The following is a 14,140-nucleotide window of genomic DNA, read 5'->3' as shown; positions in this document are numbered from 1 at the left end:
GATTTTTAGCTATACTTACCGATATCTGATCTTTCGAGGTTTCCGTGACGAATGAAGCCAGGTCTCTAGCCGAAAAAATTGCCTCCATGGACACAAGGACTGCAATTGAGAGCCTCGATTTGCACAGTCCTGCCGAGGCAGCCCGCCTGCTTGCCTTTATGCCGCCAGCCCGGGCCAACAGTATTCTCGCCGCGATGACTGATGAGGCTCGCGAAAGGGTCATCTCTAAAGCGCCTGAGGGTGCCGACTGGATGGATGCACTGCGTTACCCCGAAGGGAGCGTTGGTCGTCTGCTGGAGGTTCCCCCCGCTGTTTTTCGCAGTGGAACCACCATTGAGTCGGCCATAGAGTCTCTGCGTGATGTCGTCAAGCAACGCATCGTTACCTATTTATTCGTTGTTGATGAGGAAAATCATCTGCTGGGCGTTCTTGCATTCCGTGAGCTGTTATACGCTGAAAAAAATCAGAAACTTGATGAGGTGATGAGTCGAGACGCATTCGCCTTACAACCGGCCACACCATTGGTTGAAGCCATGAAAGAAGTCGTTACCCGTCACTATCCCGTCTATCCGGTCTGCGAAGCAGACGGCACTCTGGTTGGACAGGTTCGAGGTCAGGTGCTGTTCGAACAACAGGCTTTCGAAATTTCGGCACAGGCCGGATCGATGGTTGGTGTAGAGAGAGAGGAGCGCCTCAGCTCACCTCTGATGCGCAGCTTCAAATTCCGTCATCCGTGGTTACAGGTCAATCTGCTCACCGCCTTTGTTGCAGCAGCGGTTGTCGCTGTCTTTGAAGAGACCATTGGAAAAATCATCGTGCTCGCCATGTTCCTGCCGGTACTGGGCGGACAAAGCGGAAATCTGGGTTGTCAGGCAATGTCGGTATTATTGCGCGGCATGACACTGGGCGAATTGAAATACATTCCAATTATTAACCTGATAAGAAAGGAAGCCATACTTGGTCTGATAAATGGCTTGTTGACCGGGGCTCTGGCAGGCGTTGCCATGTACATTGCAGCGAGTAAAAACTCCGTTGCCAGCCCTTTGGGCCTGGCTGTCATCACAACCTGTGCGATGTCCTTGAGCTGCATGCTTTCAGGTATCGCGGGTACGTCCATTCCACTTATTCTCAAGCGTCTGGGGGCCGATCCGGCGACCGCTTCGAGCATTTTTCTAACAACCATTACCGATGTCGTCAGCATGGGGACTTTTCTTGGTTTATGCACGCTCTTTCTGATATAAAAACACAGGTATCAAGCACTTGTTTTCCGCATGCAACCCTTTAAAACTCTCACGCGGCAGGGGAATTTGACGGATTTTATCAGCTTGATGCCTGGATCTGCTGCAAATCGGAATAATATGCTGTATATTATGCGACTGTATTTTAATTCATGTATATTGAGAGTGCTATGTCTGTTGATTTAAACCTTTACAGAAACATCGGTATCTTCGCCCACGTGGACGCCGGAAAAACCACCACTACCGAGCGGATCCTTAAGCTGACCGGTAAAATTCACAAAATTGGTGAGGTTCACGAAGGTGAATCAACAACCGATTTCATGGTACAGGAAGCCGAGCGTGGTATTACCATTCAGTCTGCAGCAGTCAGCTGTTACTGGAAAGGAACCCGTTTCAACGTTATCGATACCCCAGGGCACGTGGACTTCACTGTCGAAGTATATCGTTCACTGAAAGTTCTCGATGGCGGTATTGGCGTATTCTGCGGCTCAGGCGGTGTAGAGCCCCAGTCAGAAACCAACTGGCGTTATGCGAATAATTCAAAAGTATCCCGTTTGATATTTGTCAACAAACTTGACCGTATCGGTGCCAACTTCCTGAAAGTAACTGAGCAGATCAAGAAAGTTCTGGGCGCTACGCCACTGATTATGACTCTGCCAATTGGTATTGAAGAAAACTTTGTTGGCGTTGTCGATCTGCTGACCCGTCAGGCCTACGTCTGGGATGAGACAGGACAGCCTGAAAACTACAGCATCACCGATGTTCCTGCCGACATGAAGGATGACGTGGAAGCCTACCGCAAGCAGCTGATTGAAATGGCGCTTGAAATGGATGACGACCTGCTGATGGCTTACCTGGATGGCGAAGAGCCTTCCATTGAAGACGTTAAGCGCTGTATTCGTAAGGGTACGCTCGAGCTGGCCTTCTTCCCGACCTATTGTGGTTCTGCCTTTAAGAATAAAGGGATGCAGTTGCTGCTGGATGCGGTTGTTGACTATCTGCCCGCTCCTCATGAAGTGAATCCACAGCCATTGACCAATGCCGAAGGTGAGCCAAACGGTGAGTTTGCCATTGTGTCTCCTGACGAGCCATTCCGCGCGCTGGCATTCAAGATTATGGATGACCGTTATGGCGCTCTTACGTTCATACGTATCTATTCCGGTAAGCTGAATAAGGGTGACACCATTCTTAACTCATTTACCGGTAAAACAGAACGTGTCGGCCGTATGGTTGAGATGCAGGCAGACGAGCGTATCGAATTACAGAGCGCTGAAGCAGGCGACATTCTGGCTATCGTTGGTATGAAAAACGTCCGAACCGGTCATACACTCTGCGATCCTAAGCACGAGTGCACTCTGGAAGCGATGGTTTTCCCTGAGCCGGTTATCTCGATTGCCGTTTCACCAAAAGACAAAAGCTCGACCGAAAAAATGGCGATTGCCATTGGTAAAATGGTTGCCGAAGATCCAACATTCCGCGTAGAAACAGACGCTGATTCCGGTGAAACCATTCTGCGTGGTATGGGTGAACTGCATCTGGATATTAAAGTTGATATTCTGAAGCGTACCTACGATGTTGAGTTGCTGGTAGGTCAGCCACAGGTCGCGTACCGTGAAACCATCACGAAATCGATTGAAGACAGCTATACGCATAAGAAACAATCCGGTGGTTCGGGTCAATACGGTAAGATCGATTATACGATTTCACCAGGAGAGCCAAACTCAGGGTTTACTTTCCTCACCTCCTGCGTGGGTGGCAGCGTGCCGAAAGAATTCTTCCCGGCAATTGAGAAAGGTTTCCGCTCCATGATGAATACGGGTACTCTGGCTGGCTTCCCTGTGCTGGACGTTGCCGTTAACATCATCGACGGTGGATTCCACCCGGTTGACTCCTCGGCCATTGCGTTTGAAATTGCTGCAAAAGGCGCGTTCCGTCAGTCCATCCCCAAAGCGGCTCCACAACTGCTTGAGCCCATCATGAAGGTTGACGTTTACAGTACTGAAGAGAACGTTGGTGATGTGATTGGTGACTTGAACCGTCGTCGTGGCATGATCTCCGGTCAGGAGCCGAGTGCAACAGGCGTACGTGTTAAAGCAGACGTTCCTCTTTCCGAAATGTTTGGCTACATCAGCACCCTGCGTACCCTTACGTCCGGTCGTGGTCAATTTTCAATGGAATTCTCTCACTACGCTCCCTGCCCAAACAGTGTGGCGGAAGCAGTGATTGCCAAAGAAAAAGAAAGGAAAGCTGCAGCTGCCAAGTAAGCAGGCTGACAAAAACCTTGAAAAAGCCCTGCCGGTTTGTACTGGCAGGGCTTTTTTTATGCGCGTAAAAACGCCAGACCTGAGGAAAAACAGTTAAGCCATACCTGATCTGATTGGCTTAACGATGTTTTTTATTCTCATGCGAATGTTTGTCCTGATGTTTCACTTCTTTTTTACCGGGATGCTCCACCTTATTTTGCTCATGACGGCGTGCGTCCTGCGATTCGTTACTGCCTCTGGGATCGTTTTTATGATGAGACATGGGGCTCTCCTTGATTAATATAAACACTCTTCCTGTTTAAGGTTAGATGGCAGGGAAGAGAAAGGCAAGTCAAAAATAATTCATTGTGATCTAAATTTACTTAAAACACCCTCTTGTTTATTGTATAATGCGCCCATTCTGATTTTAATATGGTCAAATAGTCTTATGCCTGATGTTCAAAAATCGATGGCCTCATCTTCCAGAGCGCCAGGAGGCGTGCCATTATCTGTGCTGGAGCCGGCATACGGGGATGCTGTGTTTGATCATGCCAATTTTTTTGTGGGCTGCCATCTTCCGAAAAAACTCGCTAAAGACAGCTTTTTTATCAGATTGAATGAAATCGGTGATATGATTTCCCTTGAATACTTAACCAGTATGGGCAGCCTGGAGCAAATAGACATTAACACGCCAGACGTGTTTCAGCAGCATGTGGCCAGACTTCGACAACAGGGTGACATACAGCTGCTCGATTCAGCAGGTATTCAGGACCTGATTCAGGCCACTGGCAGCGACTACGCTTTACAGAGTGAAGCCATACGGGTTGCCCGCTTTGAGCAGACAATTTACGCTCCAGACCGATCGATTACCTATTCCGAAAGCAGGCAGGCGTATTTTGAGCAGATAAAAAGGCTGCTTCAATTTATGAAGGACGTCCTGCTTCCGTATTATCATGCTGAGGCCAGTACCGAGATCACGACCCTGGCTGTCCGAAATATGGATACATTCCTGGCTCGAATCCAGAAACACGACTTTGTACAACCCCCTGAACTTTTCGATCAGTCGAAACACCTGCTGGCCACCCTGTGTTATATTTTTTCTCTTGATAGCAGCAGAAACCATGCCGACAGATTCGCTTATCTATGCCAGCAATTGGGGCGCTGTGGTCCGGGTACCCTGATTTCCATTGTAGAGGTCTATCTTGCCATCAAGGGGGAAATGTCAGCGGACATTCCCGACTTGCTGGCTGGCTTCAGAGAACTGGTTTTCAGTACCTTGATGATGGAGCATGCGCTGACAAAAGCCGTTCCGTCGCAAAAAACGATACATCTGTCAGCCATGATGCGTCCCTGGGCCAATCAATTTGGATTTAACCTGACAGCGGAGTCGAATGTGCTTGGCCAGCTGCAGGATGAGCTCGTCAGTTACTCCGATCTTAAGATACATCCAGAAATAACCAGTGCGTGGCTGTTTCAGCGTTTTAATGAAAAATTTAATCGAACGGCTATTATTGATCTCATTTGCGTCAACATGTACAGCGCGCTTAAACGCGCCAACGTAAGCAGCCTCAGCGGGCTGAACGATTTCATGGATCAGATAGACGAAGGACGCTCCATGCTGTCTCCCTTGTTCAAAATGCCGGCTCCACATTTGTCCATGCCACTCCTGTTTGCCTTGCCCGGTGTCGCTGTTCGCCGGGATGCTGCGCGTACACTGCGAGCCTTTGTGGAGCGCCGTCTGATTCTGGACGGATACATCAGCTACGATCGCCCGGTTCGCGCCCTGTTGAATATACACTTTCCGAGAAAGCGAGTGATGCTTGCGTTCACCCCTCATAATGGTAAAAGGCAGGAGTTAAGCGATCTGGTTGAAAAAACCATGCATCATCTGAGTAAGAATTCCGGTGTCAGGGTAACTCGCCACGCTTATAAGGTATTGGTCGACTGCGAGGATTTAAAAAAATCCGCTTATCCGGTTTTATTGGCTGCCGCAGACATACAGGAGGAATATGATCTGGACCGTGATTCGCTCGTGAGCTCTCTGGACGCATTGGAAAACGCCGGGATGTTAACCCGCAGTGAACATCAGTTTTTACTGGCACGACTGGACACGAGCCGGCATTCGCTGGCGGATACGCCGGCCGAACTGGATCCGGTCTATTGCGTTGCGGATCAGGATGACGCGCTGGCTCTGCTGGAATGGAGTACGGATGCCGATGCCCGCGATCCGGCCTTTTTGTCTTTGGCCCGCTCCATAACAGGAGAGTACCTGCTGCCCTGGGCCATCAAAAATGAAGTCGATGAGTTTATCCAGGCTCTGATAGATCACCCCGATTTTGACGAACTGAGGGATGCGAATCCTGTGTTGTTTGAATCCGCACGGAGTGAATGGCCTTCCCTGCTGACGCGATGGCATGACACAGACAGACGCGACCGCCTTGAGCCTCTGATCACTCGTCTGTCGCTTGTTGAGCAGGGCATTATCGACGCCATGATCAACAGCAGCGCACATCCACAGGCAGCCGCCTGGCTGTCAGCGCGTTACGCGAGGGCTACGCCGCCCCATGAACTGCCTTCCAGCACGGCCTTATCCTCTCTGGGCCTGTTCAGTACGACAGATGCTCCCGACACAGCCGCAAGGAATGATTTAACAATGTACATAAAGCCGTAGGTTGGGCCTTGGCCCAACAATTAGCCTGGATGCCAGATCCATTGTTGGGCCAAGGCCCAACCTACGGCACTTACATGTTAAAACTAAATGGAAACAGTACTAGTCGAGCAGGTTGTCCATGCCATAATAAAGCGTCTGCAAACCGGATACTTTCTGACAGCACAGGACTATACCCGGCATGAACGACAGGCGATCGATGCTGTTATGGCTCAGGGTCAGGGTTTCGCCCACGCTGCCAAAAATCACGTCCTGCCTGGCCACCACGCCTGGCAGGCGCAGGGAGTGAACCGGCACGCCGTGATGCGCGGCACCACGGGCGCCTGGTATTAATTCATGCCCTTGATGATGTTCCTGCTGTACACGTCGTGCGTCGGCTATCAACTCAGCCGTTTTCATGGCGGTCCCGGATGGTGCGTCATACTTCTGCTGATGATGAGCCTCGATGATTTCGACATCAGGCAAATAGCGTGCTGCCATCGCAGCAAAACGCATCATCAATACCGCGCCAATGGAAAAATTCGGCGCGATGATACCGCCCAGCCTTTTCGCTTCACACCGTGTTCTGAGATGGGCTATCTGCTCCGGCAGCAGGCCTGATGTGCCGATAACCGGGTGTGCACCCGCTTCGATAATGGTCAGGGTATTGTCCCATGCACTGTCGGCACGGGTCAGATCAACAACGATGCTGGCGGCGGTTTCGTCGATGGCGGCACGCAGGTCGTCCTTGCGCGACAGCTGGGCCACCAGTTCAAAATCAGGGTGCTGTTGCAGAGTCTGGCAGGCAAGTGCGCCCATTTTACCCAATGCGCCATTAACAATAACCCGGAGTGTCATTCGGCTTCCTCATCGTTATCCACTTCCTGTGTGCGTTTTTTTTGTCTTTTTGATCTTTCCCTGCGTTCTTCACGTGCTTCACTGGCGGTACGCATGGCCCAGGCGCTGGCAGGGATCCAGCCAATAATTGTGACCTGCATAAACAGAGCGATCAGAGCACCACCCGGGTTGTCATGGATTAACAAAACCAGCCAGGGAAATGCCAGACTGAGACCTGCCCAGAACATTCGAATAATCATGAAAAAATATCCTTAGCCTGATAACATTTGCAATCATAAGTATATACCCATTTTACCCTGATGTTGAACTGCTTGTCCCAAGTGCTCAATCAGCCAGCAAAAACGCTTGTTAATCTGAACGTATTTTTGTAAAATGTCCAATGATCGGGCACGATCAATACCCAACCGCGTTCTTCAGGCTTAAGCCGCCTGAGGATTATTTTACGGTAATCATTCGATTATAAAACAAGGTACCCGCATGAGACGGCAAGAACTTCATCCACGCACGGCTGTGCTTAACAAATCACAAAAAAACAAATCCAGAAAGGCTCGCGGCGACGCCTTGCAATGGCTTGCTGCCCGCTTTCCCAGCGTATTCGATAACAGTCTGAGAATTCAGCCCCTGAAGGCTGGCATTATGGACGACATTCTTGCCTTTTCCGACGAAGCGGAAGCTGCCGGCATATCCCGCAGCAAACTACGCGAAGCGGTGGTGCTGTTTACCCGTCGTATTGATTATCTGGCCTGCCTGAAGGCGCGTGAAATGCGCGTGGATCTGGAAGGTAATCCTGTGACGGAAGTGACAGAAGTGGAAGCAGAAAACGCAGCAGCCAAGATTAGAAAACGGGTTGAAAAAAGTGCCCGCAATGCGCGCAAGGCCATGGCAGGAAAAGTACCTGAACATTATGGCGTGCGGCCCAAAGCGGCGGCTATGCCCGAGCAGTCGGATACCAGCCCGCATCATTTCGAACGCCCACCCGTATTCAGCGCACATAACCCGTTTGCTCCACAGCCAAAATCGGTGGCATCTGTGGTCGTGAAACATAAAACAGCCCGCCAGTTTGATCCCGATGCCGTTGCCCGGTTAAAGGAAAAACTGGGGCTGTCACGCAAGGATGGGGCGCTGGCTGAGTAAGCTGGCGCTTAAAAGCTCTGCTCCAGGAACGCATGTGACTCGCTGTGGTCTGCTGCCCGTACAGGTTTAGACGTCTTTGTCGGGGAAAAAAACAGATCGCTGCATGCGTACTGAGATTTGACTGTATGACTGCACAAGGGATTCAGTTTCGCGCAGTCCAGAATCAAATCATTCCAATCGCTCAGCCATGATTGATTATGCAGGCCGGAGGCTGCCTTTCTAACGGCCTGGACAGTGCTCCGCAGAAACACCCGATGTTCCGTCTGGCCTGAAAAATAGGCAATACAGGCTGGCAACAGTTCTTTTTCCAGCCCCCGCAGACTGCAGAAATCAGCGAATAGACCGACACTGTTTTTCAGCTTCATCCGCAGGTTGTGCAGCTGTTCCTGTAAGGAGAAGATCTTTGTTAAATAACGCTCCTCATTCTGGCTTAAACTACGCTCCGTAACCTGGCGCCAGATGCGAAGAGGCACCGTCATACTGTTATAGCCAACACGCACAATCGGCGATACGGAATCAACCAGATTTCCCATGCCTGGGCATGTAAAAACAAGATTCATGCACTCATCGGAAAACGCCTGCCTGACACTCCTGTTCCAGGGCCGCTTTATGAGATGGATCAGGTTATCGTAATCAAGACTGGCTGAATGCCTGCAAAAATTCATGACATCACGTTCCATTCTTCTGAATATCAAGACCAGGGAGCGTTTTATCAGCTCAGCAATCTGGGTGTCTGTTAAAATGTCTGTTTTTATTCCCAGTCGGTCAATTTTTTCCAGAATGTGAAAATACCGGCGCAAGTGCTCACGTTGAATAGCCAGCGTTTTATACACCGTTGCATTTTTTGTAAGATCGATAAAGTCAGAGCACCAGATCTCATCATCGTTTACGTATTTCGTGTAAAAAATAAGAAGCCCAAACAGGGTCTGGGCAAAGCTTTGAAGATCGATATCTTCCTTGTTCGTCATTTTTAACCAGGAGTACATATTATCCAGAACGCCCAGTCTGAGTTCGACAGGGACGGGCTCGGTTGGGTAGAAACTGCTGGAAAAACAGCGATACAGTTCCACGATGAAACAATAAGCCTGCATTTGATCGCGTTCAGGCAGGTAGCGTTGAGACATGTGAACTAAAATGGCTGGGAACCACATGGAGGTTTCCTGACAGTAATCTGTTATATTACTATCAGGGAGTTTTTTCTTTTTTGCAAATTAACGGCTGTGTTATCTGATCCCTGGCCTGAGGGTTAAAGATCGAGGTCAAAATGGGACAGGATTAATAATCAAAACTCAGGGAATAGGAATACGTGTTAAACCCATCGTAGCGTATGCCTTTGTAGGTCAGTTGATTACAGGAGGCACTGACTGTAGGACTTGACATGTAGGGACCGTCCTTGATTTCCAGAACACAGTAGTGCGCCGCGTCAACGGCGACGGTAACCTGGGCGTAACCGCTTACGCAGCGAGGTGTATCGCGCAGTTCGAAGCCCCGTGGCCCAACAACCTGGACATACATATCTGCGTTACTGTAGGCATTGATAACAAAAATAGAGGCGGGGGTGTTGTTACTGAGATGAAAATAGTCTCGATAACCGCAATAAAACTCTTCGGCCTGAGCGCTGACCGACAAACCTAATCCCAGAGACAGCAACAATGCTTTTTTCACAGCAAACTCCTTTTAGATTTTAAAGACGGATATTCGAGGACATTGTAGGGAATTGCGCAGACTGATACAAGATGCCACATCTTAATTTGAACTGACTCCTCACGGCCGCGGTTCGGATTCAGGCGGTCAGTACATCCCGCAGTCCCTGTGGAAACGGGACAGACTGTCCTTTTTTATAATTCACCCACACGATCTTGCTGACGCCCTGCGCCATCATCTGCTCACCCTGAAACAGATCGTGCTCAATGCTGAAACTGCTGTTGCCAATGGCACTGCACCAGCTTTTGATGGTCAGCGTGGCCGGGTAAACAACGGGCTTTAAATAGGTGCAGGCCACGTGGATAACAACAGGGCCGATTTCCTCCGTCATGACGATACCGACGTTAGCCAGCCAGTTAATACGGGCTTCCTGAAAATAATCGAGGTAGCGGGCGTTGTTAACATGGCCAAGCGCGTCCATATCGCCCCAGGCGATGTCGAAGGTTTTTTGATGTATGTACGATTTTTCAGTCATGACAGATCCTGTGGGTCAACGTCGATATTCCAGCGTATGCCGTTGTGTTGTCTGTTCATTGTTAACCAGGAACGCATGGCCGTCAACGTCCCGTGCAGCTGCTTACGTGAGGCTGATTTGAGCAGCAGCTGCATGCGATGCTGGTTGGCTTTGCGTGCCAGAGGAGCCGGTGCCGGGCCAAGTACGTGTACAGGCCACGTGGCCAGCCAGGTTTTGGTCTGCTGCAGCATATTTGTAATTTTCGCCAGATCCTTGTCCTCGGCCCGAATCACCGCCAGATAATGATAGGGTGGCAGTGCGGCCTGCTGTCGTGTTTCCAGCAGGTTGTCGGCAAAGGCATCGTAACCCTGCTGGATTAAGGTATTGAGCAGAGGGTGCTGGGGTAAGTGCGTCTGAATCAGCACCTCGCCTGGGTGTTCAGCCCGTCCGGCCCGGCCAGCCACCTGGACCAGCAGTTGCCCCAGCTGCTCGATGCTGCGGAAATCCTGATTGTAAAAGCCACTGTCCATGTCGACGACGACCACCAGGGTCAGGCGCGGAAAATGGTGGCCTTTGGCCAGCATCTGAGTGCCGACAATAATCTGCGCCTGACCCTGGTTGATCTGATCCAGTCGTTCATTAAGCTCGTTCTTTCTGCGTACTTCGTCGCGATCAATCCGCAGGACGGTCACATCGGGAAACTGCTGTTGCAGATATTCGTGTATGCGCTGCGTGCCGGTGCCGACAGGAAGCAGTTCCCGGCCGCCACAGGCGCGGCAGGCAGCCGGAATCGCCTGACTCAGACCGCAGTGATGGCAGTTCAGGCGCCGCGTCTGGCGATGCAGGGTTAAATGACTGTCACAGGCGCGGCAATCCACCATCCAGCCGCAGAGGTGACAGAGCAACACGGGCGCAAAGCCACGGCGGTTAATGAATACCAGCACCTGATTGCCGCGTTTGACGTGCTCATCAATCCGGCTCAGGCTGGGGGCTGCCAGACCTTCTCTGATGGCCTGATTACGCAAATCCACAATCTGGTAACGCAAGGGGCTGCTGACCGTGGCTTTCTGTGTCAGGCGCAGGAGACTGTATTTGTTTTGCTGGCAGTTATGCACGCTTTCAAGGCTGGGGGTGGCCGATCCCAGGATAACAGGAATATTGGCCTGCTGCGCGCGAATCAATGCCGTGTCGCGGGCGGAATAACGCACACCATCCATTTGTTTAAGCGACGAATCGTGTTCTTCGTCGATAATGATCAGTGCCAGATCCGGCATGGGTGTAAAAATGGCCGAGCGCGTGCCAATCACCAGTTTAACCTGTCGCTCACGGGCCGATTGCCAGGCTATGGCACGCTCGCCGTCGCTTAACTGAGAGTGAATGACAGCAATAGGTTCCAGAAAGCGCGAGCTGAACCGCGCCAGAAGTTGCGGCGTCAAACCAATTTCCGGCACCAGCACCAGGACTTGCCGGCCGGTAGCCAGCACCTCCGCGATGATCTGCAGGTAAACTTCGGTTTTGCCACTGCCGGTCACACCCTGCAGCAAAAAACCATGATGGCTGTTCATGCGCTTCAGCACGGCGTCTACAGCCTGTGCCTGCTCTTCGTTTAAATTCAGCGGAGGGCTGACCTGACCATTATGGTAACAGGGTAAATCAATCTGCTCACGTACAGTCAACAGGCCCAGTGAGTCCAGACTGTCCAGCTGCGCTTTGTTAAAGCCTTCCTGAGCCAGGCGCTTTCTGGATATGGCCGCGTCTTGACTGGCAAGAAAGTCAAGCAGAGCCAATTGTCTGCTGGCGCGTTTTCCCACCCGGCTGCGTGCTTCTTCAAGCGGGCTGTTCAGCTGATAATAACTTGTCAGCGGCAGGCTGGCCTGGCCGCCCAGGCGCAGCATTTTGGGCAGAACCAGGGGCAGCACCTCAGACAAGGGTGACTGATAATAACGGCTGACCCAATGAGCGAGCTGCATGAGGTCTGCACTGATCACGGGAGTATCGTCAATGACGGCGCTCAGCACTTTTAAGTTGAGACCGGCTTTTTCTGTCTGCCCGTGACCTATGATTATCCCAACACGTGTTTTATTACGAAAAGGAACCTGAACGCGAGCGCCGACCACGGGTCTGAACGGCCCGCTCAGGTAGTCAAACGAGTCGCGACTGGTGTGAGGAATGCAGATTTTAAGGCAGGTATCCATACCGGTTTCAGTGTCCTTTGTACCCATTCAGCGCCGTTGCCATTCATGGCTGGCGGATTGACCGGGTGCGGAAAAGACCTTGATAACCATTTTTTCAATGCGATGACGAACCAGTTCGGCATCGTCCTTAATCATCTCGTTGATAAACCAGCGCGATAATTCTTCCACGGTGATATTGGTCAAGGGCATGAGCGTGACGTCTTCCTTGAGGAAGGGCATTTTTTTGTGGTTGAAGGTGAAGTAATAATATTCATCGTCTTCAGCAAACTGCAGGTGAGGTGAGTACTGTGGCATGAGGAAGGTCTGGTTCAAATGACGGCAGAGTTCATGCACACGCTTTTTGTAATAGCGGTAATCAAAGGTCATGCCGTTGTCTTCCACCCAGGTCGTCAGCGCCAGATACACGCCATACATATGGCCATGCAGCGGTTCGCGCTCGGTGGCGGAGAAAATGGTGGTGTGTCCGGCTGAAAATTTCATGGACTCTTTTTGCAGTTCTACGGTGGTTAAATATTTTTCGATGATCATAAGCTCGCTCGTTTATCGTGCCACTGGAAACCGACCAGCGGTATGTCCAGTTCTCTGGTCAAGGCTATTACTTTGAAAAGCTCCCCCATTTCGGAAGGCTGTACCAACTGTTTGACGGCCTGCTGCGCCTTGACGCGCTCGCGGTTATCGCTGATGTCGTCCAGCAGGTTTAACAGGCCATTGGCCAGTAAAAAAGCGGCCTGGCTGGTATAACCGGCCACGTGAAACCCGGCCGCGTGCGCTGCTTCGGCTACATGAGTGAAATCCACATGCGCGGTGATGTCTTCTTCACCAGGATGAAGCAGCGGATTGCTGTGCGCCTGGTGCTGATAATGACACATCAGCGTACCCTGGTTACGGTCAGGATGATAGTATTCATGGCGGGGAAAGCCGTAATCTATCAGGATCATGGCGCCCTGAGCGAGGATGGTGCTCACCTGTTGCATCCAGCCATCGAGAAACAGGTTCACTTCAGACAGATAAGGGCTGTTCAGTTCAGGCAGGCGACTCTGGACGTAATCCTGAAGCCGTTCATCCTGAACCGGGCGGAACGACTCCTGGAGCTGGCCCTGAGTATCAAGACCAACCACGCTTTCGAGCAGACCGTCATCGCTTTTTAAAAAGCGGTGCACCGGCATGGCGTCGAGCACCTCATTTGCGAGGATAATACCCTGAAAAGCATGCTCCGGCCAGCGATCCAGCCAATGCACCAGATGTGCCAGCTGGGGAATGTCCTGTTGCACCCGTTCCTGCTGGCGCTGACGCAGGCTGGCGCTGACCTCCAGTATCTGATAAGACTGTGGCAGGCTGTCCAGCTGCTCGAGGCGGCGTAATACATCGACGCAGAGCCGACCGGAGCCGGCACCAAACTCCAGTATCACGGGAGCGGTCAGGCTGGCGAGAATTGGCTGGCACTGGTTGGCCAGCGTTTGACCAAACAATGGTGTTAATTCCGGTGCCGTAATAAAATCGCCCTGAGGGCCAAATTTTTCGGCTCCTGCACTATAATAACCTTGTTCGGGGTGATACAGAGCCATCTGCATAAAATCAACGAAAGCGATGTGCTTTTCCTGATGCAGCCGCGCCTGAAGGTGGGTAGACAAGGTCATGAATCAATCAATATTGTATGGATTAGGAAA

General features: G+C 51.2%; 13 protein-coding genes. 4 read left to right on the top strand and 9 right to left on the bottom strand.

The genetic code is table 11. The features are described from left to right. Window positions 1-44 precede the first annotated feature (44 nt). Entirely contained in the window at window positions 45-1,241 is a 1,197-nt protein-coding gene (locus tag ACQUTA_RS10990) for a magnesium transporter (protein WP_444988294.1), read from the top strand. Between the two features lie 167 nt (window positions 1,242-1,408). Continuing rightward, complete coding sequence (gene fusA, locus ACQUTA_RS10985) at window positions 1,409-3,502, top strand: elongation factor G (RefSeq protein ID WP_444988293.1); 2,094 nt, start codon at window positions 1,409-1,411, stop codon at window positions 3,500-3,502. A 118-nt stretch (window positions 3,503-3,620) separates the two neighbouring features. Here fusA and ACQUTA_RS10980 read toward each other — a convergent pair whose 3' ends face one another. Then, on the bottom strand, window positions 3,621-3,764 hold the full coding sequence (locus tag ACQUTA_RS10980) for a hypothetical protein (RefSeq protein ID WP_444988292.1): 144 nt from the start codon (window positions 3,762-3,764) through the stop codon (window positions 3,621-3,623). Window positions 3,765-3,929: 165 nt separating this feature from the next. Here ACQUTA_RS10980 and ACQUTA_RS10975 point away from each other — a divergent pair, with 165 nt between their 5' ends. Then, complete coding sequence (locus ACQUTA_RS10975) at window positions 3,930-6,152, top strand: hypothetical protein (RefSeq protein WP_444988291.1); 2,223 nt, start codon at window positions 3,930-3,932, stop codon at window positions 6,150-6,152. 99 nt (window positions 6,153-6,251) lie between these two features. Here ACQUTA_RS10975 and dapB read toward each other — a convergent pair whose 3' ends face one another. Both dapB and ACQUTA_RS10965 read right to left on the bottom strand, forming a co-directional pair. Beyond that, window positions 6,252-6,986, bottom strand: coding sequence for a 4-hydroxy-tetrahydrodipicolinate reductase (gene dapB / locus ACQUTA_RS10970; protein WP_444988290.1), 735 nt, complete (start codon window positions 6,984-6,986; stop codon window positions 6,252-6,254). Next, entirely contained in the window at window positions 6,983-7,225 is a 243-nt protein-coding gene (locus ACQUTA_RS10965) for a hypothetical protein (RefSeq protein WP_444988289.1), read from the bottom strand. Before ACQUTA_RS10965 ends, dapB begins: the two co-directional genes overlap by 4 nt. A gap of 238 nt (window positions 7,226-7,463) precedes the next feature. Here ACQUTA_RS10965 and ACQUTA_RS10960 point away from each other — a divergent pair, with 238 nt between their 5' ends. Further along, window positions 7,464-8,120, top strand: coding sequence for a ProQ/FinO family protein (locus ACQUTA_RS10960; protein WP_444988288.1), 657 nt, complete (start codon window positions 7,464-7,466; stop codon window positions 8,118-8,120). 8 nt (window positions 8,121-8,128) lie between these two features. On the opposite strand, the gene ACQUTA_RS10955 is transcribed toward ACQUTA_RS10960, so the two are convergent. The 6 genes from ACQUTA_RS10955 to ACQUTA_RS10930 form a co-directional block, all read right to left on the bottom strand. After that, a complete protein-coding gene (locus ACQUTA_RS10955; protein ID WP_444988287.1) occupies window positions 8,129-9,271 on the bottom strand; it encodes a hypothetical protein in 1,143 nt (380 codons plus the stop codon). A 124-nt stretch (window positions 9,272-9,395) separates the two neighbouring features. Next, window positions 9,396-9,785, bottom strand: a complete 390-nt coding sequence (locus ACQUTA_RS10950) for a hypothetical protein (protein WP_444988286.1) — start codon at window positions 9,783-9,785, stop codon at window positions 9,396-9,398. A 118-nt stretch (window positions 9,786-9,903) separates the two neighbouring features. Then, the gene (locus tag ACQUTA_RS10945) at window positions 9,904-10,299 is read right to left on the bottom strand and encodes an acyl-CoA thioesterase (RefSeq protein WP_444988285.1); all 396 of its coding nucleotides are present in this window, start codon (window positions 10,297-10,299) and stop codon (window positions 9,904-9,906) included. Beyond that, entirely contained in the window at window positions 10,296-12,473 is a 2,178-nt protein-coding gene (locus tag ACQUTA_RS10940) for a primosomal protein N' (protein WP_444988306.1), read from the bottom strand. The genes ACQUTA_RS10945 and ACQUTA_RS10940 overlap by 4 nt, the downstream gene beginning before the upstream one ends. Window positions 12,474-12,500: 27 nt before the next feature. Further along, window positions 12,501-12,995, bottom strand: a complete 495-nt coding sequence (locus tag ACQUTA_RS10935; RefSeq protein WP_444988305.1) for a 6-pyruvoyl trahydropterin synthase family protein — start codon at window positions 12,993-12,995, stop codon at window positions 12,501-12,503. A 2-nt stretch (window positions 12,996-12,997) separates the two neighbouring features. After that, window positions 12,998-14,110: a class I SAM-dependent methyltransferase gene (locus ACQUTA_RS10930; protein WP_444988284.1), complete on the bottom strand. Its 1,113-nt coding sequence runs from the start codon at window positions 14,108-14,110 to the stop codon at window positions 12,998-13,000. Window positions 14,111-14,140: the final 30 nt, after the last annotated feature.

This window comes from Legionella navarrensis (assembly GCF_052527415.1).
This window is presented reverse-complemented; position numbering and strand designations above follow the sequence as displayed.